At 39.1% G+C, this 26,958-nt stretch carries 14 protein-coding genes; 5 read left to right on the forward strand and 9 right to left on the reverse strand.

Going from position 1 to position 26,958, the window contains the following annotated elements; translation table 11 throughout:
* Positions 1-69: 69 nt before the first annotated feature.
* The gene (locus ACW6NC_RS13545) at positions 70-972 is read left to right on the forward strand and encodes an alpha/beta fold hydrolase (protein WP_457866800.1); all 903 of its coding nucleotides are present in this window, start codon (positions 70-72) and stop codon (positions 970-972) included.
* 418 nt (positions 973-1,390) lie between these two features.
* Here ACW6NC_RS13545 and porV read toward each other — a convergent pair whose 3' ends face one another.
* From porV to ACW6NC_RS13580, 7 genes are all read right to left on the reverse strand, one after another.
* Positions 1,391-2,578: a type IX secretion system outer membrane channel protein PorV gene (gene porV, locus ACW6NC_RS13550; protein WP_457866801.1), complete on the reverse strand. Its 1,188-nt coding sequence runs from the start codon at positions 2,576-2,578 to the stop codon at positions 1,391-1,393.
* A 12-nt stretch (positions 2,579-2,590) separates the two neighbouring features.
* Positions 2,591-7,357 carry an MBG domain-containing protein gene (locus ACW6NC_RS13555; protein ID WP_457866802.1) on the reverse strand — a complete coding sequence of 1,589 codons (4,767 nt, stop codon included), beginning with the start codon at positions 7,355-7,357 and terminating at the stop codon, positions 2,591-2,593.
* Positions 7,358-7,371: 14 nt separating this feature from the next.
* Positions 7,372-12,912 (reverse strand): YDG domain-containing protein, encoded by a 5,541-nt coding sequence (locus ACW6NC_RS13560; RefSeq protein ID WP_457866803.1) that lies wholly within the window; start codon positions 12,910-12,912, stop codon positions 7,372-7,374.
* A gap of 541 nt (positions 12,913-13,453) precedes the next feature.
* Positions 13,454-14,614, reverse strand: a complete 1,161-nt coding sequence (locus tag ACW6NC_RS13565) for a helix-turn-helix domain-containing protein (RefSeq protein WP_457866804.1) — start codon at positions 14,612-14,614, stop codon at positions 13,454-13,456.
* A 418-nt stretch (positions 14,615-15,032) separates the two neighbouring features.
* Positions 15,033-16,475, reverse strand: a complete 1,443-nt coding sequence (bamD, locus tag ACW6NC_RS13570) for an outer membrane protein assembly factor BamD (protein WP_457866805.1) — start codon at positions 16,473-16,475, stop codon at positions 15,033-15,035.
* Positions 16,476-16,499: 24 nt separating this feature from the next.
* Positions 16,500-19,001, reverse strand: a complete 2,502-nt coding sequence (locus tag ACW6NC_RS13575; RefSeq protein ID WP_457866806.1) for a hypothetical protein — start codon at positions 18,999-19,001, stop codon at positions 16,500-16,502.
* Positions 19,002-19,536: 535 nt separating this feature from the next.
* Positions 19,537-19,788 (reverse strand): helix-turn-helix domain-containing protein, encoded by a 252-nt coding sequence (locus ACW6NC_RS13580; RefSeq protein ID WP_457866807.1) that lies wholly within the window; start codon positions 19,786-19,788, stop codon positions 19,537-19,539.
* 413 nt (positions 19,789-20,201) lie between these two features.
* On the opposite strand from ACW6NC_RS13580, the gene ACW6NC_RS13585 reads away from it, so the two are divergent.
* Positions 20,202-20,972, forward strand: coding sequence for an RNA polymerase sigma factor (locus ACW6NC_RS13585; protein WP_457866808.1), 771 nt, complete (start codon positions 20,202-20,204; stop codon positions 20,970-20,972).
* A 2-nt stretch (positions 20,973-20,974) separates the two neighbouring features.
* Positions 20,975-22,072, forward strand: a complete 1,098-nt coding sequence (locus tag ACW6NC_RS13590; RefSeq protein ID WP_457866809.1) for a hypothetical protein — start codon at positions 20,975-20,977, stop codon at positions 22,070-22,072.
* Between the two features lie 237 nt (positions 22,073-22,309).
* Here the strand turns inward: ACW6NC_RS13590 and ACW6NC_RS13595 are convergent, their stop codons facing one another.
* Both ACW6NC_RS13595 and ACW6NC_RS13600 read right to left on the reverse strand, forming a co-directional pair.
* On the reverse strand, positions 22,310-23,104 hold the full coding sequence (locus ACW6NC_RS13595; RefSeq protein WP_457866811.1) for a DUF5694 domain-containing protein: 795 nt from the start codon (positions 23,102-23,104) through the stop codon (positions 22,310-22,312).
* A 194-nt stretch (positions 23,105-23,298) separates the two neighbouring features.
* Entirely contained in the window at positions 23,299-23,511 is a 213-nt protein-coding gene (locus tag ACW6NC_RS13600) for a PAS domain-containing protein (protein ID WP_457866813.1), read from the reverse strand.
* A 1,121-nt stretch (positions 23,512-24,632) separates the two neighbouring features.
* Between ACW6NC_RS13600 and ACW6NC_RS13605 the strand changes: the two genes are divergently transcribed.
* Entirely contained in the window at positions 24,633-25,172 is a 540-nt protein-coding gene (locus tag ACW6NC_RS13605) for a helix-turn-helix domain-containing protein (RefSeq protein ID WP_457866814.1), read from the forward strand.
* 154 nt (positions 25,173-25,326) lie between these two features.
* Positions 25,327-26,736, forward strand: coding sequence for a serine hydrolase (locus ACW6NC_RS13610; protein WP_457866815.1), 1,410 nt, complete (start codon positions 25,327-25,329; stop codon positions 26,734-26,736).
* Positions 26,737-26,958: the final 222 nt, after the last annotated feature.

A 26,958-nucleotide genomic window follows, 5' to 3' on the forward strand; every position in this document is an offset into this window, starting at 1 on the left:
AACTATAAAAATTAAGTTCTAGCAGTTGTAGGATAATGGTCATACATGATTTGGCCAAAGCAGATGAAAATGAAAAGAACAGTCACCTTATTTACTTTAGCCCTTCTGACACTTGCTTCATGCAAATATATAAACAGGCATAAACGAATCCATAGTGGGCTGACAAAAGCTACAAAAGACACTTTGATTTTCAAAAATGGTTATTCAAAAGTCAACGGATTAAGTATGTATTATGAGATTTATGGCCAAGGTAAACCACTAGTACTTATTCACGGTGGAGGTTCAACAATTCAGACGAGTTTCAGTAAAGTTATACCTCCTTTGGCTAAGAACAGACAAGTTATTGCTGTGGAATTACAAGCTCACGGGCGTACAAGTGACAGGAATACTGACCTTACCTTTGAACAAGACGCAGATGATGTGGCTCTGCTACTCAAGAATTTTAAAATTGATAAAGCTGATTTTTTGGGTTTCAGCAACGGCGGTACAACCGCGATGCAAATTGCAATTCGGCATTCAGAGATTGTGGATAAAATCATATTGGGTTCTGCTCTTGCCAAACGCAATGGAGTCCCTGATTGGTTCTGGGAATATATGGAAAATGCACGTCTGGAAAATATGCCGGAACTACTTAAAAAAGCCTATGTAAAAGTTGCATCGGACCCTAACCACGTGAAAGTAATGCATCATAAGGATGCAAAAAGAATGATTAATTTTAAGGACATTACAGACGACAAGATCCAATCCATCAAAGCACCAAGTCTTATCATAATTGGAGATAAGGATATCATTACCCCGGAACACGCTATTGCTTTGAGCAGACAAATACCTAATGCCGAATTAGCAATTATTCCAGGAGGACATGGTGAGTATATTGGAGAAATAACCACCTTAAAGCCTGACTTCAATAAAAGCCATCTTGTAACTCCAATGATAGAGAAATTCCTTAATAAGAAGGTCAATAGGAACTAACGAGCTTCCAAAGTATTCGAACCAATTTCCACGTGGTTTTTTAGATACCCATTGTTTCCAGTTGAAATGAACTGAGGATTTTAATTTCTGGTCCTTGCCTTTTGAAAGACGGGAATTTTTTGATTTTGGTGTATTATTGGGATCGTAATCCCCGAATATCAACTTTTTTCTTTAAGTATTAAATTTCGCAAAGGGATAAACTTTTTTAATCTCCCTGGGTACTATCCCAATTACAGAATTAAAACTAGTGGCCTATTTTATTTAGAAACTTAAATTCGTTGAGCCATTGGTATTTCTATTTTTTCATTTCTCCGCAAGTATCAAATAAAATTACCCGTTAAACCTGGCGCTCAGGTAACGGGTAATCTTTTTTACCTTAACAATAAAAGGTAATTATAATTATAGGATAGGTTTAAACTTATCTGGCACTAATTTGCTTATTGTTTCTGGGATCCAACGAGGATCTTCCTGGAGTACTTCCAAACCTATAGCTCAGGGAGAATTTCATCACCTTATCGTTGTTAAAGCTTATATTCTTGGTGATCGGACTTTGATAGGCAAAATCGAAATTGAAGCCTTCCCAGTTCATTCCAACCCCAAAGGTTACGTGATTCCTAAAACCTTTTTCACTGTTTTGAGTGATATAGCCTGTTCTTAATTGTAGCAGATCATTCAAATTAACCTCTGATCCCAAAGACCAAATGAGCTCTTTTAATTCTTCAGAAAAGCCGTTCGGGGCATCGGTAAAGGAATTAAAGATTCCTCCAATAGCAGAGTGTTGTGGAAGGTTTCGCTGATCGTCGCTTGCCGGTACTAAATATTTTAAGGCCTCTGCATAGAAAGAGATATAGTCACTTTTTCCACTGGCAATATGATAGCCTCCACCCAGCTTTAAACTGGTGGGAAGCGGATACTCATAGCCTGATTCGTTGGCATATTTCAGTTTGGAACCCACATTTTTTAAGGCAAAACCGGCTGTCCATTTATTATCGTGAGAAAAAGGATTGGAAATATAATACCCGGAAACATCGGCTGCTACGGCCTGTCCTGTTTTTAATTGAAGGGTAGAGTTCATTTGATTATCGGTAATATCAGATCGGATATACCTCCCTGTTATGGCCATCCCGAAATATTCATTGAGTTTCAAACTATAGGCTGCCTCCAGGGCCAGTTCATTGGGAATAAAGCTTCCTGCGTTAATGATCTGTCCGCCCTGCTGCTCTTCCAGGTCTACATTTCCAAAGCTAAAATAAGTCAGGGCTCCACTAAGGGCAGCGCGTTCATTGAGCTTTTGAAAATAGCCGGCCTGGGCGTGAAAGATATCATCAGCATAACCTACGAACTGAGGAATATACGACAGGCCAAACCCGCTACTTTGCTCTTCAAGAAATAAAAATTTTGCCGGGTTGTGAAACTGGGAGAAGTTATCGGTCAGGGTAGCCACCCCGGTTTCTCCCATCCCGCCGGAACGAGCATCGGGGACTACCTGCAGGAAGGGTGCCCCTGTGATCACGGGACGCACCAATTCCTGAGCACTAAGTTGCGAGCTAAAAAAGCTCATTAATAAAAGGCTAATAAAACTATATGTAGATATATTGTTTTTCATTGTTTTCTGAGTTTAAAGGGCAATTAATTTTTTAAGGTGAACTTTTCCTTGATCATCCGATACCCGAATAAGCAGGGTTCCTTTCATAGGAGCGATATCCAGGTTCATCTGTTGCAGGTTGTTACCGCGGAAGACTTTATATTTTCCGGTCTCCACTTCCAAAACCTCTACATTTTTGATAAGGCTACCTCCAGCAACAATGACTTTGGCCACTTCGCCGGCCTCAAGCATGGTAGGAACTACATGTACCTTTGTAGTCTGGAATTCTTTAAAGTTCACAGTGACCCTGGCGGTAGTTTGCGAGGAGTTCCCATGAGGATCGGTAACGCTAAGGGTCACTTCATAAGTGCCTTCTTCATCAAAATAATCCCGGTCCAGGCTTAAGGTGACCTCGCCACACTCATCATAACTACCTGCATCAATATCCTCAGGTCTTATAGTGATGGAGTCATTAAAGTCGATTTCAATATCAAGATCGGAGGCCAGAGCTACTGGCGCAGTAAGATCTTCTACCACTACGAACTGATCCTGGGTACTGCTGTTTCCTGCAGCATCGGTGAAAGTCCAGGTAATTATATAATCACCCTGTTCAGTATAACTGGTAGGATCACCGGTAGTAGCAATGATCTCTCCCTCACAATTATCGCTGGCAGTTGGTGGAGCAATATTCTCTATACCACATGCTACGATAATATCCTGAAGGTCTGCCTGGTCGGGAACCGGTGCAGTCTGGTCCTGAATCATTACCACCTGGGTTTGCGTACTACGATTGCCATTTTCATCCTCAAAAATCCAGGTGATTATCGTTTTGCCCTGTGCTGTAATTGGAAAATCGGTATCGGTAAATCCTGTTAGGGTCTTCCCGGTATTATCCTTAGCAGTAGGTGCAATAACTTCACTCACGCGACACTCGGCTAAAATATCGTCAAGCTCATCCTTATCAGGCACCGGGGGAGTGATGTCATTGATCACCACCACCTGCTGTTGTTCCTTGATATTCCCTGAAGCATCTTTGAATAGCCAGGTGATCGTTGTATTCTCAATAATAGGGAAGGTAGCATTAGTAATGGCGACAATCTCCCCGGAACAATTATCGGTTGCCGTAGGGGTTTCCACTTCTTCCCGTGAGAGTTGGGTATTCACTTCTATGACTTCCAATTCATCCTGAACTGGCAGCGGTGCTGTAGTATCGGCAATGACAAGACTCTGAGTTACCTGAAGGCTAAGGTAATTAGCCCCACTGAATTCCCATTGAATAGTGTAGGTACCCGGGGCACTAACCGGTAATTTAAAGTTAGTAACACCCGCTACTTCATTGCCATTACTATCGGTAGCAACAGGAGTATCCAGGGAAATAATGCCGCATTCTGCAACAATATCATCCAATCCAGAAAGGTCTAAAGAAGCGGGGGTAATGCTAAATGTTTCAGAAATAAATTCTATTTCATAGTTGAAATTAGCCTTTAAATCACCCATTCTTATCTCATACTCTCCTACGTTTTCTCCCTCTTCTCTCTCCAGAGCTCCTGATAGGATACTTTCATCATTCCCGTTTACAAAGCCGGTGGCGGTATAGCTGAGCCTTGGATCGGCCTCGCCATAGATCTTGCTTTGGCCTGAATCTACTGTGATATTCAAGGTAGCCGGGGTTATTTTAAAGTCTCCTCCGGTGAAATTGATCGTGTAGTCCCCGCTTGCTGCCAGACTTCCCTGGTCAATCGCATAGGTTCCTACCTTCTCTCCTGGTGCTCTTTCGAGTTGTCCAGTTAAGATCGATTCATCATCCCCGTTTTCAAAGCCGGTTACTGTGTAGCTCAAGCTCGGATCGGCTTCCCCATATACTTTACTTTGGTTGGTATCTACGGTTATGTTCAGCATTTTTTCTGAGATGGTAAAGTCCGCTCCAGTATAGTCGATCGTGTAGTTTTCTCCCGCCGAAAGACCGCCCTGGGTAATCGCATAGCTGCCCACGGCTTCACCTGCCTGTCTGTCCAAAGCTCCGGTGAAGATGCTTTCATTGTCTCCATTCCCATAATTGCTGGCCGAGTAAGTCAGCAATGGATCACGCTCTCCGTAAACTTTACTCTGGTTCGAATCAGCGATCACTACCAGAGTTCTGGGTGTGATTTCAAAGTCTGCTCCGGTGAAATCAATCGAATAATTGGCCGTTGCTACCAGGCTTCCCTGAGTGATGGCGTAATTGCCTGCATTTTCTCCTGCTTCTCTTTCCAGTGCTCCTGTTAGGATGGATTCATCTTCGGAAAATTGAAAACCGGTGGCCGTATAAGTAAAACCTGGATCGGCTTCACCGTAAATCTTGTTTTGACCTTCGGTGACGGTGATGGTGACCGACTTTTCGGTAATTACAAAATCTGATCCGGTGAAATTGATGGTGTAGTCTCCGCTTGCTTCCAGACTTCCCTGGTCAATCGCATAGGTTCCTACCTTCTCTCCTGGTGCTCTTTCGAGTTGTCCAGTTATGATCGATTCATCGTCCCCGTTTTCAAAGCCGGTTACTGTGTAGCTCAAGCTCGGATCGGCTTCCCCATATACTTTACTTTGGTTGGTATCTACGGTTATGTTCAGCATTTTTTCTGAGATGGTAAAGTCCGCTCCAGTATAGTCGATCGTGTAGTTTTCTCCCGCCGAAAGACCGCCCTGGGTAATCGCATAGCTGCCCACGGCTTCACCTGCCTGTCTGTCCAAAGCTCCGGTGAAGATGCTTTCATTGTCTCCATTCCCATAATTGCTGGCCGAGTAAGTCAGCAATGGATCACGCTCTCCGTAAACTTTACTCTGGTTCGAATCAGCGATCACTACCAGAGTTCTGGGTGTGATTTCAAAGTCTGCTCCGGTGAAGTCAATCGAATAATTGGCCGTTGCTACCAGGCTTCCCTGAGTGATGGCGTAATTGCCTGCATTTTCTCCTGCTTCTCTTTCCAGTGCTCCTGTTAGGATGGATTCATCTTCGGAAAATTGAAAACCGGTGGCTGTATAAGTAAGACCTGGATCGGTCTCGCCATAGATCTTGTTTTGACCTTCGGTGACGGTGATGGTCAGCGACTTTTCGGTAATTACAAAATCTGAACCAGTATAATCAATGGTATAGTTTGATCCAGCAGATAGGTCACCTTGGATAATCACATAGCTACCTACGGCCTCTCCTGCTTGTCTTTTCAGGACCCCGGTGAGGATGCTCTCATCATCCCCGTTTTTAAAGCCAGTGGCAGTAAAGACTAGGATAGGATCGGACTCTCCGTAAACCTTGTTCTGGCCGTTGGATGCGGTGACAGTCAAGACACCCGCGGTGATTTCAAAGTCAGTGCCGGTGAAATTGAAGGTGTAGTCTCCGCTTGCTGCCAGGCTGCCCAGGTTAATCGGGTAGGTTCCGATATTTTCTCCTGATTCTCTCTCGAGTTCTCCTGTTAGAATGGATTCATCATCCCCGTTTTCAAAGCCGGTTACTGTGTAGCTCAAGCTCGGATCGGCTTCCCCATATACTTTACTTTGGTTGGTGTCTACGGTAATGTTCAGGGTTTTTTCTGAGATGGTAAAGTCCGCTCCAGTATAATCGATCATGTAGTTTTCTCCCGCCGAAAGATTCCCCTGGGTAATCGCATAGCGGCCCACGGCTTCACCTGCCTGTCTGTTCAAAGCTCCGGTGAAGATGCTTTCATTGTCTCCGTTTCCAAAATTAATTGCTGAGTATGTTAGAATTGGGTCTGCTTCTCCATATACTTTGCCCTGGTTCGGATCCGCCTGTACAATCAGAGTTCTTTTTGTGATCACAAAATCCGCTCCGCTATAAGCAATCGTGTAGTTATTGTTTGTTGAAAGGCTTCCCTGGTTGATACTATAAGTACCCACAGTCTCTCCGACTGTTCTTACCAGTTCACCAGTTAGAATACTTTCATCATCCCCATTTTCAAAACCTGTGGCTATGTAGGTAAGAATTGGATCACTTTCACCATAGACTTTGTTCTGGTTGAATTCGGCTGTTATGCCCAGTGTCTTTTTAGTGATAGCAAATTCTGCTCCCACATAGTCTATCATGTAGTTTCCGTTTGCAGTTAGACTACCTTGGTTGATATCGTAGTGGCCTACGTTTTGGCCTACCACTCTTTCGAGTTCCCCATCGAGAATACTTTCATTATCCCCGTTTTCGAAGCCATTGGCTGTATAGGTGAATACGGGATCCGCTTCCCCATAGATTTTGCTCTGCCCTGCGTCCACTGTAATGATTAGGGTTTTCTCTGTGATTGTGAAATCTGATCCAGTGTAGTCAATCGTATAGTTATTTCCTGCATCGAGATTTCCTTGAGTAATCGCATAGGCACCCACGGTTTCCCCACTTTGCCTGCTCAGTAAACCGGTTAAGACGCTTTCATTATCTCCGTTACCAAAATTACTGGCAGTATAGGTCAGGGTTGGATCAGCTTCTCCAAATACTTTTCCCTGATTCGCATCAGCAAATACACTTAGCGTCCGTTCTGTAATTGTAAAGTCCGCTCCAGTAAAGTTTATATTGTAGTTATCGTCTGCATCCAGTGTACCTTGAATAATCTGGTAAGTACCTACATTCTCTCCGGCTGTTCTGGTTAGTTTACCGGTTAGAATGCTTTCATCATCCCCGTTTTTGAATCCGGTGGCTGTATAGGTTAAGTTTGAATCGGCTTCCCCGTAGATTTTGCTTTGATTGGTAATGACCGTGATGGCCAAAGTTGCAGGGATTATTTCAAGTTCACCAGCAACCAGGGTGATACTATAATTCGTATCCAAGCCCCCTGTCAGAGTTATGGGTAAATACCGGCATTAGATCCTACCTTGGCCGTGGTATTAATGGTCGGTTCTGTGCTTACCTTGGTATCCCCGTTAACCAATCCGTCATAAATGAAAGTCAAGGCCGGATTAGCTTCTCCATAAATTCTGGACTTACTTTCTGCCGTGATAGTTAAATCGGCTGGCGTTACCTCCAGGGTCCCATTCAAATAGTTGATATTGTAGTTAGCCGTAACATCCATGTTCGAACCATCCAGGATTACAGCCGTACTGGGAATATTGGTACTTGTACCTGCATTGGTCTGACTTCCCGTTACTGTCATAGCGCTCATCATATGCCCTGATAATAAGGCTCCTGAAGTAATGCTATAACCATTGTCGGTCAATACCGTGCCATCATATACCTTAGAGTTACTTTCTGCTGTAATTCCCAGGGTCCTACGTATAATATCGGCACTCAATCCGGTAGGTTGGGTCAAGGTATAATTTCCGGCATCGGTGCCATCAATCGTATAATTCAATGCTGTGATCGAAACTCCGGTTCCTGCATTGGAATCAGCAAAAGTGAAGCTTGGAGTACCACCCAAGGCGACATCATCTCCCGTTTCAACTCCATTTAATGTAGGTGTGCCACTTACAGTGGCCGATATATTTCCGTCATACACTTTGTCTTCCCCTAACAGGCCAGAAATTGTCAGTTCTTTGGTTAGGATTTCCCCGGTTGTCACCACAGTATTTTCAGGAGCTAAATATGCGTCCGCATCAGCACCTCCAAGTATATACACCACCGTAATGGTTTTTCCGGCTCCAGTATTAACGTTATCATAAGAAGCTTCTGCTGTCACGCTAACCTCATCTCCAGACTGAACTCCCGCAAGTACGATATCCGTTATCCCAGCGCTGTTAGTCCCATCATAGGTTTTGGAGGTAGTTAAATTCTGACTATCTATCGTCAATTGGATAATATCCTGGTAGCGGTATAAGGCATAGGCATTTCCGGCCTCCAGAATGGGATCAAAATTAATCGTCGTTTCATCCACTTCTTTGCGAATATTCGTTGTGCCTCCAGCCAGGGAGGTAAGCCCTGTACTTGTCGACTCAGCGCCACTGAACAGCTTAACGATCCCTGTTGCACCAGTTGTCATTGTCGGAGTACCGGAAACAATAATATCGCCACCGGTTTTGGTGCCAATAGCTTCGCTTTTACCCGCATTGAATACAATTGCATTCGGATCATTACTGAGCGTTGATACATCTGCCGCCAAAGTGATATTCCCCTCAGAAGTTTCCATTAAAGACTTTTCAGTTAAGGAAACTCCTTGATTCAATAAGATTCCTTTTGAAGAAAGAGTTAGGTTTTTAAGCGGAATAATGTTTCCTGTTTTAGAAGAATAAGTAATGCCATTTGCGGACTTAATTTCCAGGTCAAAATCACCATTTACCTGACCGTTTTTCAAGATGATATTGGCACTGGTTCCAAGACTATTACTATTGTCAAGAATTGTATTTTTAACCAGGTCCAAATTTCCCGAGACTTCAATAGAGGCATTAAAAAATGTTCCCTCTAATTGTCTAGTCAGTACATCGCCGTTTAATCGGATAGTCCCAGGAGTCGTTCCGGCAGCATTTAGAATTGCTCTTCCTGCCTCATCAAATTCACCGGGGATTCCACTTCCGGCACCTCTGATTTTACCTAGTGTAATATCTCCTGCAGTTCCGCCTATTTTACTGGTATTAATTTCAACCCCACTCATGAGATTAAAACCTCCTGAAGTACCCATGCGATACCCAATCATCTGAGAATCACCAAAATTAACGTCTCCAGCCTTCCCAGATGCGAAATTTGTTCGTAACCTTAAGAGTCTTCCTGAGTTAGCAAAAGTGGAATATCGTAATTCAACATCTCCTCCATTGAATATAAGATTACCCACCAAAAACAAATCAGCATAAATACCTCCACTAGATCCCAGCCTCAGATTATTAATAGCTCCATTATTTCCTTTTGCTATTACCGTAAGATTGTTGATATAATGTCCTCCAAAGTTGTTGAATCTGCCCAAATGGACTAGACCTGCGCTTGTTTCAGCGGCATTGACAGTATTGATTGTTAAATTAAAATTACCACCAATTGAAGAAGCATCATTAAGACCTCCCCAGCCGGTTCCCAGTAGAAAATTACCTCCATCGGTATTGAACACTGTATTTTTATCTATTCTAAGGCCATTCATGCCGAGGGTAACATTTCCAGTGGTATTGATAGCAGCGCCTGAAAACAAGGAATTCCCACCCGATTTCACATAAAATGTATTCAAAGGCACGAGATCCCCAATTGGACCTTCAAAAAATGATGAACCTTCTTTTCTCCATGGATCAACTGTTAAACCCCTTGGAGTAACCCCATCACCATTGATAGAGCCCTTATAAGTAATATTTTGAGCTGCAGATGCGTGTGCTATAGTATTGGTTAAAATAATGGATGGCGCATCAAAAGACATTATTACTCCCCTTCCGGTTGTGGAATTGGAAACTCCAGTTATACTACCTCCAAGTCTTATTTCATCGGTTGTCTGAAGGCTTAATTCATTGATAGTATTTTGAGACCCTAAGCCGTTAGCATAGGAAAGATTTCCTGTTTGGATAATTTTCTGTCCAGAGATAAAAGCCAGCGAATTATACAATCCTGCTAAACTTCCAATAGTAATATCACCTGTTGACGGAGAACCAATAATGATCTCATTCAAATTTTCAGAGAAATTAGAGGTGAAATAATTTGCTGGAAGTTGTAGGATGCCTGAGGCACTTCCAATACCAATTGTTGTTCCTGCGGTCAAAGGTTTGATTGATAGTTTGCCTGTAGAAGCAATTATTCCATTGGGATCGGTTCCTGAAATACTTAATTTATCTCCTATAATCTCTATATCTGCACTGGAGGCGGAAATAGCAGAACTTGTCTTTTGGCCAAGAGCTCCTTGTATAAGGACCTCAGGATTGGTACCTCCTGATGAAGTGCCTTCCAAAATTATCTTTCCGGATTCAGATAATACAGCACCTGCACCAGCAATAGTAACTCCTGAATTCTTTGCGCCACCACCTTTTAAATGTATGGTACCTGAACTGGTATTTTGAACAGTAGAATAATGTGTATAAACCCCCCAGGAATTGTCTGCTGTAGGATTGTTTTCTGCATAACCTTCCAGAAGTATAGCTTCTTCGGTAGTATTGGAATTGGTTATCAGGCCATGCCCACCAGGCGGCTGGCTAAGTTCGATTCCATTAGCATTTCCCGAAGGAGCATCTGCAAAACCATACATATAGATTGTCCCTTCGCCGGAATTAATCTGTGTACCTCCCAGGATACGGATGCCGTTAACATTATTACCTGTTCCTGCGCTTGACCCTGTTTCGTTGGCAGGGATCGGTATTCCAACTGTGGCACCTGTTCGTCCTCTTCCATAGATAGCCAGATTTCCTCCGTTAGTCTGAATGTTACTTTTTATCAAAGTAATTCCATTGGAATTTATCGCATTTCCTCTTGCTACTCCATCTCCAACAATAAGACCATTCCAAGTCATCGTACCAGAACCACCGCCCATCCAGAGATGGCCGCCATTAGTATTGATACCTGTTCCCTGCAAAGTGGTATTCCAGTTAAGCCAAACTACCCCATCTTCATTTCCATCAGTATCCGACCAAAAAACAAGATTCAAATTATTTCCGGTAGCAGAAATTTCGCTTCCTGGATTCAGTATTATATTTCCACTGGCTTTAAATTTTAGTGTTCTTACATTAGCTAGATCTGGAAGGACTGTTACATCAATAAGGATATCCCCTTGACAAGTCTCAATGACCAAATCACCGGTATTTTGAAGGTAATTAGTTATCGCTGAAACAGGTACAGTGGCATTGCCAATGGCGGTTAATACTCCTCCATCTATGGAATAAGCTGCTCCAGAAGCTGTGGTTCCGATAGTTATCGTCCCTGTACATGGAGCATCTGCCGTAGTAAAACTCTCCAATTCTCCATAAGTCGTCCCTTTACTATTGGTCGCGTAGGCTTGATAATAATAGGTGATGGATGAATTCAAACCTGTAATAGCTTCACTAAAAATCCCGGTACCACTGCCTGACGTCACTCTGCTTACTCCGGTTTCCCCGATAGTAGGGGTGTTATCTGAACTGGAATAGACAAACCCGCGCTCGGTAACTGTAGCTCCTCCATCGGAGGTAACATTTCCATGGAAGGTGGCTCCGGTGGTGGTGATAGAGGATGCAGCTGAAGTAGTGACCGTTGGACTTGCAGCGATCAGAATGATTGGATCAGGATTTTCTGCAACATCAATTGCCGCTCCGCCAGCTTTTGCTGTTCTCATATAAAACCAGGAGTAAGTTCCTGGAGTAGCGTTATTTTTCACATTGCTAAATGTAACTTCAACATCGGAACCCGCTGAAACTGCTGAGGTTATTCTAATTACAGCCCCACTTCCAGTAGAAGTAAAATAAGAATCAGGACTAACAGTGGCGGGAAGTCCATTAATAGTTACTGAAACATCATTTATAGTTAATCCTGAAACATCCCAGCCACTACCGTAGTAGGAAGAGGAAATTGGGTAAAACACCATTTCATAGGATGGCCCAACTTCAGTTACCGTAGTGTAGGAAAAGGTATATGTAACTCCTATTGCCCCGGCATTCAGGTTGTCTGCAGACCAATAGAAATTTTGTAAATTCGGGACTGAGGTCGTAAAACTCTCTATCCCGCCGTAAGCAGTTCCTTCACTATTGGTGGCATAGGCCTGATAATAATAATTAGTAGAGGAATTAAGCCCTGAAACAACCTCGCTAAAGGTCCCTGTTCCACTGCCATCAACCACCTGGGTGACTCCGGTCTCGCCAAGTGTTGGGGTATTATCTGTGGTAGAATAGACAAAACCGCGCTCGGTAACGGTAGCTCCCCCGTCGGAGGAAACATCACTGTTTAAGGTTGCCTGGGTGGAACCAATTCCTGCGGCTGCATTGGTAATTATACTCGGTATAGAAGCGGCTGCAACAGCCGGTTCAAGATTGAGATCATCAATGTCTATGTACATGTTGGTCCCGGAGATGGTTAGATAGGTAATGTTATCGAAGCCTGTCTGTCCCGTAAAATCAAAATTTTGGTATAAAACATTTACGCCATTATTGGCGTTTAAGCTAAAGTTCCCACCATTATCAGAAGAAAACTGCACAGGAGTATCCGATAAAATATCCATGGACAAACTTGCTATCTGAAAAGCACTGCCATCGCTAAGGCTTATGGTAATGCTACTTATTTGTCCTAACGAATTTTTATTAAACTGAAGGGCATAATCATTGGGCCCTCCTTCAGAAAGGTTAAAAGTAGCGTTAAATGTAGCCTGACGATAAGTAGTCCCATTTCCTGAAACCTGGTAGCGAATTCCATCCAGAGTAAAATCATTGCTGGTAATATCAAAGAAAGGATTATCATCAAAATTCTCGTCTGCCGGAGGCTGAGCCAGTGCTATTCCACTTATACAGAATGTGAAAAGGAAAAGCATTACTAAGCTTAAACAATTGAATTTCCGACCTATTTTTTTTGTGTAGAAATGTTGCATTGAATATGGGTTAATTATGAATGGTGGATAAGTTTGAAAAGGTACTGACATCGAATTCAGGGGCCAGGAGGGAAGGGTATGAAAAACTCATTATTGAACTATTAAAATATTGTTTACGTGGACCTGTAGGTTGGGAAAAATATTTTAAAGAAAATGTCCCATGATTTTCGGCTATGCAGGCGGCTCCGCTTCCAGATTGCGCTTTCAGGGAAGGCTGCAATCCAGGAAGAAAAATCAAAAGGAATAAAAATTTACAAAAGTAATAGTGCTTCATATAAACTTGGATTTGTTACAGCCTACAGTAATGGGCTGAATTTTTTGGTTAAACAGATGAGGGAAAATACGGTCAAATGAAATGTTATTATTGTGCAAAAAAACGTTAAAAGAAATAAAAAACAGGATGAAATGCAGGTGCATCGGTGTCCAAATCGTATTTGGACACCTGTCTAATTGATTAATTTAGAGAGTTTTGGCTGTAGTGCTGCTAATTGGTAGTCAAGGCATATTGACTGGGACTGACTTCAGTGACATTTTTAAAAGCTTTGCTGAAAGAGGTCCTTGTGGCATATCCACATTCTTCGGCCAGAGCATCGATGGTATTGTTTTCCAGGTAGCCTTCTTCGATTAAATTTTTAGCGTGCTGGGTTCTTAGTGAATTTTTAAAGCTTGCAAAACTTAACCCGTAATGTTGTTTGAGGAAATAGGAGATGTGATGAGAAGGCATTTCCAGCTCCCTGGCACATTCAGTAAGGTTGAAGCTTTGATTAAGGTAAGATTTACTTTCTTTTAGGCGTTCTAATTTAGCATTCATATCCTCTTCCTCGAGACCGAATTTAAGGTCTTCGTGGGTCTTTTCAGATTTAACACTTGAGGAGGCTTTAACCTGTTGCGGATATCCGTATAAAATACTGGGAAAATAGATCGGGATAATTCCAATAAGGAAAAGCGCTATATATAGAAAAAAGGTGATGATACCCCCATTTTCTCCGATAATGATTAAGGAGTTAAAAATACTTATCAGCATCATCTTTTCTAAAGCATATATAATAGCCAAAACAGCCATAATCATTAATATTCCCCAAAACACCAGGAGCCATTTATTAAGAATGTTCTTTAGTTCGTCATTTGTCCCCTTTTTGGTGAAAGATCTTATTTCAGGAAATAAAACTACTAAAACGCCAAATTGCCAAAGGTGTCGCATTAAAAGATGCTGATCAAGACTTAAAAGCCAGTATTCAGCCCCCAACCTGTATTCAGGGGAGGAGATAGCATTGGAAATAATATTATTATAAAAACCCGATGGTTGGGAATAAACATAGACTACATCTATTAAACCTAGAAAAAAGGGAATAAATAGAAGCAACTCTGCTTTATGCCACTTGAGCTGGTCAGTGATGATTACTTTAAAATAATAATAAATAGGAATAAATATTAAATGATAGGGTAGAAGTGGCCATAGAAAAAACCAGGTGAAATGTTCTAAATAGCCTCCATCTATGATATACGCTTGGAGTGCATAAACCGATAGGATGAGATAAAAACTTCCTAAAATGCGAGTTGCAACAGTATTGGTTGATTTTTTAAAAAATAATGTTGTTGATAATACAAAGCCAAAGATGGCGGCAATAAGTAAAATAATAATCATTATATCTTAAAAAGTCTCATTAACAAAGGATAGATGATTTCAAACTGAATTAGTTTATAAAAAAACAATGACGGTTTAATTATTAGAAAACCCTGTTAATGCTGTTAAAACCCCAATTTTTTGATAATCAAATAATAAATGCCAAATATATAAAGATAAGTAACAACTAAACAAGGATTGTTTTCTCTATTTTCTATAACATCTTTAGATGTTTAAAATATTGAATAGAACCTTCTATGATATCGAATTGCGAAAGTTTTCGAGAATAAAAATAATCAATATTCTTCATCGGGTGTACTGCAGAAAGAAAATCCGGAATCGGGAATATGGAGATAAATAAAGACAAGATCCTCATTTATAGTCTCGCCATATTAAGTTTTAGTTCCTAATTCCGGATCAGAGTGTATAAAGGTATAATTTAGAAATTGAAGGCTAATCCACCTTTATAGAAAACTTCATTTCGGATATAAGCTGCACCTCCCAGGAGAACAAAACTTCGACTCAGTCTAAAATTTAAACCGGCTTCAGGAAAAAGGGCTAATTGTTCTTCATCTTCTACCTGAAAGTATAGATTTTCATCATTCTCCTCAATAAAACGTTCCTGGTAGCTCGCACCTCCACCTACATAAAACCAAAGTGGATATAATACGGGATAGGAAAATCCGGCACTGAGGCTTGCTAATCCAATCTTATTTTCTTCAGGTATTTGATTCTCAGGAATTATCATTTCAGCTTCTGACCACTGGTTATCTATTACTTCAGGAGTTGCTCTTAAATTATAATAAAGACCCAGTTTATCTTTTTTCAATTTTCCTCCCGTTATACCAATTGCACCCTGGGATTCATATGTGAAACCAAAATACCCAGAAGAGTATTGATCGGCTTTCTTTTCTGCTTTTCTAAGTTTTCTTTGAGCAGTATTTATATTTTCGGCATTTGGAAACCTGTTTATATAAGCTTGGTACTCGTCTATAGCACTGATATAAAACCTGTGATCATATAGGTTTTCCGCTTTTTCAAACAAATAATCCTCAATTGCTTTGTTTATTTGAGAAGAATATTTCCCATTGGGATATTTTCTAATGTAAGCTTCAAAATCACCTAAATTTCCACTATTGGTTGCCGCATAGGCGTCTTCTTCTTTTCTCTCTGTCAAAAGAGAGCTTATTTGGCTTCTATGTTCACCATTTGGAAAATTCCTTAAATAATAATTTAACGCGGCCTGAGTACCTTTGTCTTTTGCTTCATTGAATGCCTGTTCATCCCACTTAGTTATTTTACTATTGGCTTCTTGGGCATGGATTCCCTCCGGAAATTTTGTAATATAAAGTTCATAGGCCCTTGTATTATAATCGGATTTAGCAATTTGCCAGGCATTCTCATCCCTTTGCGTTGCAAGTAGTATTTTCACTTCCTCCCGATATTTACCATGGGGAAATTTTGACAGGTATCGTTCCATTTCTGTTACAGACCTGGTATTCTTTGCTGATTCATATAGCTCCTGATCCTCTTTTACCTTTATATCTACCTGACGATCAATTTTAACGATCTCTTGATATTCAACCAGGTTTTGGTCCGGGTTAAGGCCATAGTATTTATCAATTTCTTCATTGGCACGATTCCAGTTTTGAATATTGACCAATGACTTGATCAACATTGGTTGAATTCTAATATTAGTTTCTCCCAGTAAACTTTTAGTTTCTATTAATAAATTTGCTGCATTAGAGAAATTATTATTCTCGTAAGCATCTCTGGCTTGCTTATATTTTTGAAATGCTGCTTTATCGTTCTGTTGAGCAAAACCAGGAATAGAAAAAGTTAAAAACAAAAGAAAAAGCGGATAGGTAAAATTGGATTTCATGATTATAGTTTGGTTAAAAAGTTTTTAATTCAATTGTATATCATCTACATGCCATTTCTCTTTGTTGTACGAAAAAGTATGTTTTTTCTGGGCTACTAACTCTTCATTTTTGAATATGTAAACCGTAGCTTCCTTACCAATAGCATTGCTGAAATTCTGAACTGTAATAGAATAAGTACCATGGACTCCATTTACCACAGAAATATTTTCTGGACCGTAACCTTGGGTATTATCTACATCTAAGGTCATAGCCTGGGTGCCTTTATTATTATAATTACATAGAATATTGTCAGGGTTTTCGACCCATAAGTCCAGGTCACCTGAACCATTCCATGTTAGGGTCACCCTAATATCGGTATCCACTCCCTCGTAGAATACAGTGTGAGGACTCTTAATTTTAAAACCCCTTCCCTGCAGTTCTAGTTGAATGTTGTTTTGGCCATTTGCAAGTACAATAGGATTCGAAAATGCGCCATTGGATATATTGACTTCTTGCTTAACACCGCTGAGGTTAAGAAAAACTTGATTTGAGTTTTTCTGAAAATATTCATTGATTTTTCCACTAACCTCAATCACATTTCTTTTGACAGTACTATTATTTCGTGGATTGGTTATTGTAAACGGATTTTGGAGCGCTTCATATTTTTCTCGATGCCTTTCTATTATACTCTTTCTTTGATCAAGTAATACCAGGTTTTCCCTATTGATCCTTTCTCTTTCCACATCTTCTATAATTTTCGAGTTGTTCGGGGTATCCCAAAAATTTTCAGATTTTGTTCTTTCCTTGTTTTCTGCAGTGTTCCAGAAATCTGATGCTGCCATATTCTCTTCTTCAGCTCTCTTTTCCAACTCATTGAATTCATCAAGAATGGCCATTATTTCTTCTTCCGGCCACACTACTTTTTGAAATGAAGCTGATACACTATAATTATTAAGATCCACATCAGTTAAAGAGGTGAATTCGCTACTCATGTACTGATACATTTGAAAAAAATCAATTTTGTCGCTATATTCAAATGCATATTTAGCCCAGGCAATATCATCGGAAAACTCCTCTGAATACTCATCTATCTCCTTCCATAAATCTCGATTTCTGAAGTAATCCCAATTTAGATCATTGGCATAAGTAAATAGTTCATCCCATTGAGGACTGGCAGGAGCTGACCATCCTACCTGTTCCCCCGACTTACCGATAATTTCTGGAATAATTTTAATCGTTCCGGCATCTGCAACATATTTATCCCCATTTTTATAGCTTGATATATCACACACAATTTCAACATAAAGGGGTTTAATATTGTTCCATCTTTCAAGTAAAGCCGGATATTTTTTTAATTCTGCTATTTGAATAACCTCATCACCTAAGACGGAAACATACTGCGGATAGCCTGTATAGAGAGCATTGTTCCATTCCCAGTAAAATTTGAAACGATGAGCTGGCTCTCCAACCAATGACCAGATATCATATTCTACTTTGAACAATCCAATGAAATTGGTATTTTGGAAAGCGCTACCCGCCTGACTATTAAAGCTATTAGGGTCTTTACCCCAAAATAAACCTTTGTGTCTCCTGTTACTTGCTGCTGTTCTGGCCTCTTCATTCCTTTTATTTTCGGCATCTTCCTTTTCGGCCTTTTCTTCATTTGCAATCTTCTCCGCTTCTTTTCTTTCTTTTTCAGCCTCTAGCTTTTCATTAATAGCATTGACCATATTCTTAGCTTCACTATCTTCCGGGTTCATAGTCAAAGCTTTTTCAAATTCTGCCTTTGCGGCTTCATAATCACCAGTATCATATAGGGCCTGGGCTTTTTTCATTTGCTCCTGGAAAGCTGATTTTTTATTTTCTTCCTTTAATCTTTCATCGATCTCTTTGATTCTATTTTTGGCATGGGCATTATCATATTTTATACCTATAGCCTCTCTATAAAGTTTTTTAGCAGTTTCTAAATCACTGGACTCAAATGCTCTATCAGCTTCTTCTAATTTATTTTTTAAAGCATTCTCTTTTTCTAATTCTTTTATCTTTCCTTCCAGCCCATAATCTCTACTCGATATCTCCAGAAAACGAATATTTTTTAAGGATAAGCCTGATAACTTATCTTTATACTTCTCATCTTCAAGACCAATGAGTTCAGTGATATGATAAGTTTGCCCGAAACATCCCCCTAACCAGTCTATGACATTCCCTAGTTTGGCTTCACCTAACCGGTAAGCCCCGTCGTACATATCAACCATAATATCCGTAAGACCGCATTCTGGCTTAGAAAAAGCTTCCGCTCCTAGTTCACTCTGGGTGTAACGTTTCCCATTGTATATATATGCTGTTGATGTAATGTCCTTACTATTTTTAGTAATAGTGACATGGACTTCACCGTAACAGTTTATAAATTTCCATTTAAAAGGTACATTTAGCACGTAACCGTTATCAGGAGGAGTATATGTGATAGTACTGCCTTGAACGCTTTGGGAGAATAGATTTCCTGATGTCAAAAACAGGAAGATAATTACTACGAAATTCCTAGTCATTAAAATTCTTTGAATATTCCACAAGTTGCCTATCCAAAAAAGAGATACGGCGGTTTGGATATAAAGGAGTCAAATTTAAACCTGTGCAGTAGATGAATCAATACCTCTTTCTAGGTATTCTTAGGTGATAGCTAGGAACCAAATTAAAAAGGGTGGAGGTGGATGTAACTTTTGAAAATTTATTAGAGGGGAAGTTTCTTCCTTTTCTTAGAATAAGCAATAGGAAGGACGTTGTTTGTATAATAAAAACCTTATTAATCTTGATCTTTAACTATTGTACAGCTGCATCTGTTTTGGGAAGCATCTATGTCACTTGCGATATAATGTAAGATTTGAGTCAGGAAAGCTTAACGATTAGATGGATTTTTAAAATCATTCCGATCTCGTCGTGATTCCTGCTCGGTTCTCTTTTTATAATAAACAAGCCGGGATAAACACAGTATCGCTGAATATAAAACATTAAAATTAAAGAAATTACGAGAAACCGCGTTGGGGTAATAGATATAACCATCACCCTATCTTAGAATAAATAAGGTTACTTTTTGACCTTGTATTTTTTTATATCAAAATCAAAATCTAGCAGTTCCTTTGGATGAACCTCCAATACCTGAGCAAATTTCAGAAAGGTTTTAAAAGTCATATTAATTTTTCCCTGTTCATATTTACTGACTTCTGAGGTTTCTAATCCAGTATGAAAACTAATATCTGATTGCTTTTCTCCTTTTTTCTCTCTCAACGACGTAATTTTCTTCCCTATTTCCTCTAGAAAATCGCTTTTTATATCCATATTGAACCATTTTATAGCAATTTCAAGGAATCCAAAAAAAATATACTTGGGATATATCCCAATTTTAAAAATTATTATTATATTTACCTCATATTAATATATTTGCGAAACTTCTTTAAGTAAAATATTAGAAGCATTTCGCTTTGAATCTCGATCTAAAAACTGGTAATTTTTAAACACACGAGAGGATAAGCATAATGCTCACGACCCGGGCGTGGGCTTGCTTGTTGTGTGTGGGTATACCAGTACCTTAGATCGATGAGTTGAGTCTCCACGCCTTTTTTGTTTGTAGAAAAAAGGCACTCTTTTCAACCCCTAATTCAAAGCTATCTTCTCCTCATCTTAAGAATTCGCTTAAGCTAAACTCAGTTTAATTCTGGAGGTATTTGCCTACAGCTTAAAGGCGACCGCTTATGTTACAGCGTATTTTTGAATTATTACAACAAGGACATCCCGATGCTTTGGAACTTATCCATGCCAGGTATAAACGAAGCATCTTTTGGGTGGGCCGGCAAATCCTGAATGATGATTTTGCAGTGGAAACCCTGGTTCAAGACACCTTTCTGATATTATGGGAGAAAAGGGACCGGATAGAACGAGCGGAACATATTTACTACTTCCTTCGAATGGTGATGAAAAGGGAATGCTATACCTACTATGTTCGTCCTAAAAATAAATTCTTTAGAACCGTCAATTCCCTGGAAAGTTACCAGGACTATTTAACAGGCTATGATCCCAAAGAAGCGCTCCAACATCAAAAAAACCAAGAGGTCCAACAAGAAGCCTTTGACAGGATACGAAATGTACTCCCATTGCTTAGCAGCGAAAGAAAGCGCCTGATAGAACTCTGTTTAAAATATGACTTTCGCTATAAAGTTATTGCCCAGATGATGGGTGCCAGTATCACCCATACCAGCAAGGAGGTAAAAAAAGCCATCGAGGATATTAAAAACATTATCCACCAGGGGAGCACTTTGGATACAAAACCAAAACCCTTGTTGGCGGTTAAGCTACCGGAAGAAATAACTCCTGAACAGGAAAAGGTCTTGCAATTTCGTAATGAAAGGCAATACTCCTTTGCTGCAATTGCCAGAGAACTAAACCTATCTCAAAAGGAAGTTCACCAGGAATTTATGGCCGCCTATAAGCTCATGCAGCTCAAACACGAACAACAACCGGTTTAGTGATGGGAAAAAATACAATCAAACTCACCCGCAGGATCCAACTGTTGATCGATCTGCCTACCAGGGAAGAACGGGAGGAGGCCATGAAGAAATTATATAGTTGGCGTTACCGATGCTACAAGGCGGCAAACCTTATCGTATCCCATCTCTATGTTCAGGAGATGATCCAGGAGTTCTTCTATCTATCCGAAGGCATTAAGTATAAACTGGTGGATAAAAAGAAGGATGATCTTGGCATCTTCAACCGTTCCCGGATCAATACCACCTACCGGATGGTATCCGATCGCTTTAAAGGAGAAATGCCCACCAACATTTTAACCAACCTCAATAGCTCTATTTTGAGATCCTTCAGGAAAAACAGGGAGCAGTATTGGACAGGCCAGCGTTCCCTACACAACTTTAAAAAGGATATGGCCTTTCCCTTTGATATGGAGGGGGTGTGTGGGTTGGAATTCAATCCTGATAAGAAGGCTTTTTGCTTTCGTTTTTTCTCCATTCCTGTAAAAACCTATTTAGGCAGGGAATTTAACGACAAATGGAAACTGATGCATGAGCTGGTTAGTGGAAAAACCAAAATGCGTACTTCCTATATCAAATTAAAAGACGGTAAGATCTTTATGCTGGCCACCTTTGAATTGGAGAAGGAGAAGCATAGACTCCGGCCGGGAGTAGTTGCAGAAGCAAGCTTGTCCCTGGAATACCCAATCGTGGTAAAGATCGGTAAAGCCAAACTTACAATTGGCAGCAGGGAAGAATTTCTATATCGAAGGTTAGCGATACAAGCCGCCTGTAGAAGGATACGGGAGGGGGTAAAATATGCAAGGTCGGGGAAAGGGACAAAACGAAAAACCAAAGCATTGACCAGGTTTAAGGATAAGGAGCGTAATTATGTCAACCAACGACTGCATGTGTATAGTAGAAGGCTCATTGATTTCTGCATCAAACACCAGGCAGGGACACTCATTTTACTGGACCAGGAGAAGAAAATAGAGATAGCCAGAGAGGAAGCCTTCGTCTTAAGGAACTGGAGTTATTATGACCTGATGACCAAAATAAAGTACAAGGCTGAGAAAGCCGGTATTGAACTTATTATAGATTAGTTAATCAGGAGGGTGCTTGTACACCCGCAAGGTGAGGCTGATAAGAGCACTCACTAAATGCACTTAGCATATACAACGCGTGGGCAACCCTTATTCTGCATTGAATTCTTTTTGAAGAAAAAGTTTTTTCAAAAACAACGCCTAAAGAATTAAATAATTTATGAATTAAACGGAAAAATATTACATTTTTAGAGCCGAGGTTATTGCTTTCATTGGATAGTATGTTTACAGAAGAAATTAATGTGGTAGATAATCTTTAGGGTCTATAAGATCATATGTAGGGTGGTCGCGCATAAAAAAATCTAAATATGCAGAATGCGTGGCTCCTAAAATTATTAAAATCCTGTCATCACTGGATTTAGGAACATCATTGAAATTGCTATAAATCATCAAGTTTCTTTTATAAAAATCAGATATTATTTCTGCTCCTTCAAAATTTCCTTGTGTGTGCATTACAGCTAACGTGTTATAGAAATCCAAAGTTGTTGATTTAAAATTATCCGTGTTATACTCCCTGAATTTTTCAAGAATACTCTTATCATTTATTTTTTCTGAACTTTTCACGTATTCATTAATATAATCTTCTATTGATTCTGATTTTTTCGCCAAATCCATTAGTTTAGGGTAATTGAACCCTAGTCTGGAATCAATTCCAAAAATATTTTCTACACCTGAAAGACGACCGACTTCAAAAGCGATTGAATTAATTTCTTCGGACCAATTTGTAGTATTAGACTGGTCTATTTTATATTTTTGATAGATTCTGTTTGTTCCTTCTGAAGAACTTACTGGAACTTCTACGCATATAATCGTGGGCTTAAATTCCACCAACTTTTTTACTATTTTTTCTATCTCTTTTTTTACCTCTGGATTTTCGATATTTACTGAAGAAGAAATTGCGTCATTGGAACCAGAAAGATGAAAAGTTGCGAAATTTAAAACTTTAATATTATCCTTCTTAGTTTCTTGACCTATACTACTATTGGCCACTTGAATTAGAATTAGGAATAATAAAATATTTTTTAAATTCATTGTAATATTATTTTTGGCTGATAAAGGTCTCTAATTAGTTAAAAAGGCGTAAGATGGGCAGCCTTCTTGTTGGCATAGGGCCTGGTTTTTTTAAGTAAGTTAAATATTTTTCTTTTGTTTCCCGTTGCCTGTACCGATGGGAAGTACATAAAAGAGGCAATATATTAATTAGGTAATTCAACTTGGGTAATTTTCTAGAATTTTTCTGATGAGCTCGCGGTCAACTCCATTTGTCTTATTGGGTGGCTAAATAGTTCTTCCTCCGTATAACCCATGAGGTTTATAAATGCAGGATTTATTTTTCTGAAGTAGCCATCAAACCCGGCAATACATAAGAAATCATGAGACAATGAAAAGAAAGGCTCAAGATCAAGTTCAGTTTTTGGAGTAGTATTATAAGTATCCATTGTAGGTGGAAGTAAATGTAGGAAAAAATATAGCTTCCTCTATTTTTAGTAGGAGGGTTTTTACTTAGGTAATGGAGTGAATCAATTTTGGTTTTAGAGAATAAAATGTTCTATAACCTAGACATGTTAATAATAAAATGGTTCCTAATTTGCGGAAATAAAGAACCCTTAAGACTTTATTTTTTGCAATTGCTTCAATCGGTATTCGTAATTCTGAATATAATTTCTCTGGGTGGATTCCTCCAAAAAGAACCCTGTGTTAGTTCGATAACTTCTTCCGAATGCTCCATCATGCTTGTCATGATCTCATTGAACTGTTTCGGTTTTATTTCCACTTTTTCTGTCAGGATTTGGAATTGGCCGGCTAAGGTTGTCTGCGGCATACTTTTGGGCAATAGTCCTTCTTCCAGGGCGAAATCACTGTAATTTACCTAGATCCGGGTAATCAGTAAATTTTTATCATCTTAAATCCACACTGTATTGTGAAATTTAAGTCGAAAATTGGTTTTAAATCCAAAAACACATTAAAATCCACATTATAATGTGAAAATCAATGTATTTTTTTAATGTGTAATTGAAATTCCTATGTAAACACATTAAAGTGTGGTTATGATGGATCGGCGGAGTGTGATTAGTAATAATTTCCCTGAAAATTCAGATGTTTTCCAATGATAAGGTAAACGGAGAACTTACGAAACTGATGCCGGTAGGGAAATTCCGGTTGAGCAAGAATTTTTTCTCAACCATTCAGAAAAGAGTTTAATTTTCCAGGTTATAGGAAAGTTATTGAAAATAACCAGGGATATTAGTAATCATATCTTCATGATCTTCGCCCTTGGAGTGGAATTTATTGCTTCACCTGATTTTTTAAGGACAAAATTGATCTCTTTCTGGCTTTCAATCTACGGAATATTAGGAATTCTTCTGGTTCTTTCGCCAGGGTGTGACTTTTATTTCATAAAATTGAGTCTATTACATCACAATATTTGATAATGAACAGATCTACAGCCTTATTCGAAAATGTCTTTGGTCTTTGGTTAATAGTAAAGGGTTTTGATAAGAGAATACATTAGCTATTAATTTCTATTTGCTATAACTTTATGGGGATTAAACCAGGTGCTATGGATATAGTCAGGAAAAAGCGAGAAGAAATGAATATCACTCAGGAACAACTGGCCGAGAAAGCAGGAGTTTCTGTCAGAACCATACAGCGTATCGAGGCTGGTGCACCCCCTAAGGGTTATACATTAAAATCTCTTTCGGAAGTACTGAGGGTGCCGGAAAAAGACCTCCTTGAAGAACAGATTATTTCAGTGGATACAAATTTAACTTTAGTAAAACTTATCAATATTTCTTCTCTCCCTTTTACAGTAATCCCTCCATTAAATATAGCATTACCACTTATTATAATGTTTGCCAAAAAAGAGTTTAATCCCCTCACAAAACAATTGGTATCAATTCAAATTCTATGGACCATTGCATCGGTAGTTATTTTTATGTTATCGGCATTCGTTAAAAACTGGTTTTCCTTCAGTAATAGATTGAATCTGATCGTAATGATCCTTTTGGTTCTTATCAATCTCTGGATCATTATTAGAAATGCAATTGAATTAGATAGAAATGGTAAACTCTACGTTGATTTGAAATTCAGCATTATTTAAGCCTGTCGGGCATTTGTCGGGTTTTTGTCAGGTAAATTTTTTCATTGAAAGGTTAATTTTCTCAAACATTTGCAGAAAATAACATCAATAAAAAACATCAATCATGAACCAAAGCAATCTACTTGGTTATTTATTTTTTCTAATTCCTGTTTTGATGAATGCACAATTAGAAAAAGAATCAGCGCTATTTATAACCTTAAAGAAACAGGATAGTATTTTTTTCGAAAGAGCCTTCAATCAATGTGATACAACTTATTTGAAAAATCATATAACTAATGATTTAAAATTCTTTCATGACCAAAGTGGTTTCCAGGACCGAAAGGTATTCTTAAGCAATACAAGGCAATACATATGCTCAAATCCAGATAAAAAACCAATAAGGAAATTAAAGGAAGGTAGTCTCACTGTTTTTCCCTTGTATAATAACGGAGAGGTTTATGGAGCGATTCAATCAGGGATACATAATTTTTACATCAGGGAAGCCGGTAAAAAAGATTTATGGACAAGTACTGCTAAATTTACCACCGTTTGGATAAAAGAAGGGGAGGTATGGAAAATGAGTGAGGTGCTGAGTTATGATCACCAAAACCCTGAAAAAAGTTCCGCAAGTCTAAGGACAATAGAAAAATTACTGCAGGATAATTGTGTGCCGGCTTTGGGATTGGGCATTATTGAAGACGGAAAATTAACGAAAGTTGAAGTATATGGGACTTTAGATAAAAAACAAAGAGCTCCTTATAATGCTATTTTTAAAGTAGCATCATTGACAAAGCCACTATTTGCGCTAACCGTTTTAAAATTAGTGAATGACGGCCTTTTGGATCTAGATGAGCCATTACATAAGTATTGGATAGATCCGGATTTAAGAGATGATAATAGATACAAACAATTGACCCCTTACCTGGTTTTAACTCACCAAACTGGTTTTCCCAACTGGAGGTATATGACCACTTCTAATAAATTACAATTTCAATTTAATCCTGGTGAAAAATATCAGTATTCAGGAGAAGGCTTTGAATATTTGCGAAAAGCCATTGAGAAAAAGTTAGGGAAAAGTATAGAAGAGTTGACTGAGGAATTAATTTTCACACCGGTGGGAATGAAAGATACAAATTTCTGGTGGGAAGAATCTGTAGACGAATCGAAATACGCTCAGAATTTTGATTCAGATGGAAACCCTATAAAAAATGTAAAATATTACGAAGCCAATGCTGCAGCCAATCTGTTAACTACAGTAGAAGATTATGGAAAATTTTTAGCTTACCTTATTAACGGAGCAGGAATTAATGAGGAGTTATTTCAATTAATGCAAAGCCCACAGATTAAGTTAAAAGAAAATGATTTTTTCGGGCTGGGGTGGGAGATTTTAGCAGGATTCAGAAATAATGAATACGCATTATTACATACTGGCAAGGATCCAGGAGTGAGTACATTAGCTGTGATGTTTCCTAAATCCAGGCACGGATATTTAATCTTTCTCAACGGGGATAATGTCAACGACATTTACGAATACTTACTTACCGAAAACCTATATCGAGGCGCCGAACTTTGGGAGAGGCGATGATCTCATGAATCATGTTCAGACTTAAAATTTTGGAATATTATTACTAATTTATCCTGTGGTTTAGAAATTGGAGAACGAGTAAGTGCATTTTTACCAGTATGGTAATTATATTCTTTATCATCTGATCTAACGATCAATCCAGAGATTTGAAGAAGATTTTTTCATATTACTGAATTGATGGGAAATATCATATTGGAATAGTCGTAAAATTCTCTGCGACTA

Source organism: Salegentibacter profundi, from assembly GCF_054121475.1.

What these genes read in the sequence shown, in the direction of transcription:
- ACW6NC_RS13580 (WP_457866807.1), bottom strand. Translation starts at nt 19,788, where the DNA reads ATGGATATAAAAAGCGATTTTCTAGAGGAAATAGGGAAGAAAATTACG.
- ACW6NC_RS13590 (WP_457866809.1), top strand. Translation starts at nt 20,975, where the DNA reads ATGGGAAAAAATACAATCAAACTCACCCGCAGGATCCAACTGTTGATC.
- ACW6NC_RS13600 (WP_457866813.1), bottom strand. Translation starts at nt 23,511, where the DNA reads ATGGATACTTATAATACTACTCCAAAAACTGAACTTGATCTTGAGCCT.
- porV (WP_457866801.1), bottom strand. Translation starts at nt 2,578, where the DNA reads ATGAAAAACAATATATCTACATATAGTTTTATTAGCCTTTTATTAATG.
- ACW6NC_RS13560 (WP_457866803.1), bottom strand. Translation starts at nt 12,912, where the DNA reads ATGCTTTTCCTTTTCACATTCTGTATAAGTGGAATAGCACTGGCTCAG.
- ACW6NC_RS13595 (WP_457866811.1), bottom strand. Translation starts at nt 23,104, where the DNA reads ATGAATTTAAAAAATATTTTATTATTCCTAATTCTAATTCAAGTGGCC.
- ACW6NC_RS13585 (WP_457866808.1), top strand. Translation starts at nt 20,202, where the DNA reads ATGTTACAGCGTATTTTTGAATTATTACAACAAGGACATCCCGATGCT.
- bamD (WP_457866805.1), bottom strand. Translation starts at nt 16,475, where the DNA reads ATGAAATCCAATTTTACCTATCCGCTTTTTCTTTTGTTTTTAACTTTT.
- ACW6NC_RS13575 (WP_457866806.1), bottom strand. Translation starts at nt 19,001, where the DNA reads ATGACTAGGAATTTCGTAGTAATTATCTTCCTGTTTTTGACATCAGGA.
- ACW6NC_RS13605 (WP_457866814.1), top strand. Translation starts at nt 24,633, where the DNA reads ATGGATATAGTCAGGAAAAAGCGAGAAGAAATGAATATCACTCAGGAA.
- ACW6NC_RS13610 (WP_457866815.1), top strand. Translation starts at nt 25,327, where the DNA reads ATGAATGCACAATTAGAAAAAGAATCAGCGCTATTTATAACCTTAAAG.
- ACW6NC_RS13565 (WP_457866804.1), bottom strand. Translation starts at nt 14,614, where the DNA reads ATGATTATTATTTTACTTATTGCCGCCATCTTTGGCTTTGTATTATCA.
- ACW6NC_RS13545 (WP_457866800.1), top strand. Translation starts at nt 70, where the DNA reads ATGAAAAGAACAGTCACCTTATTTACTTTAGCCCTTCTGACACTTGCT.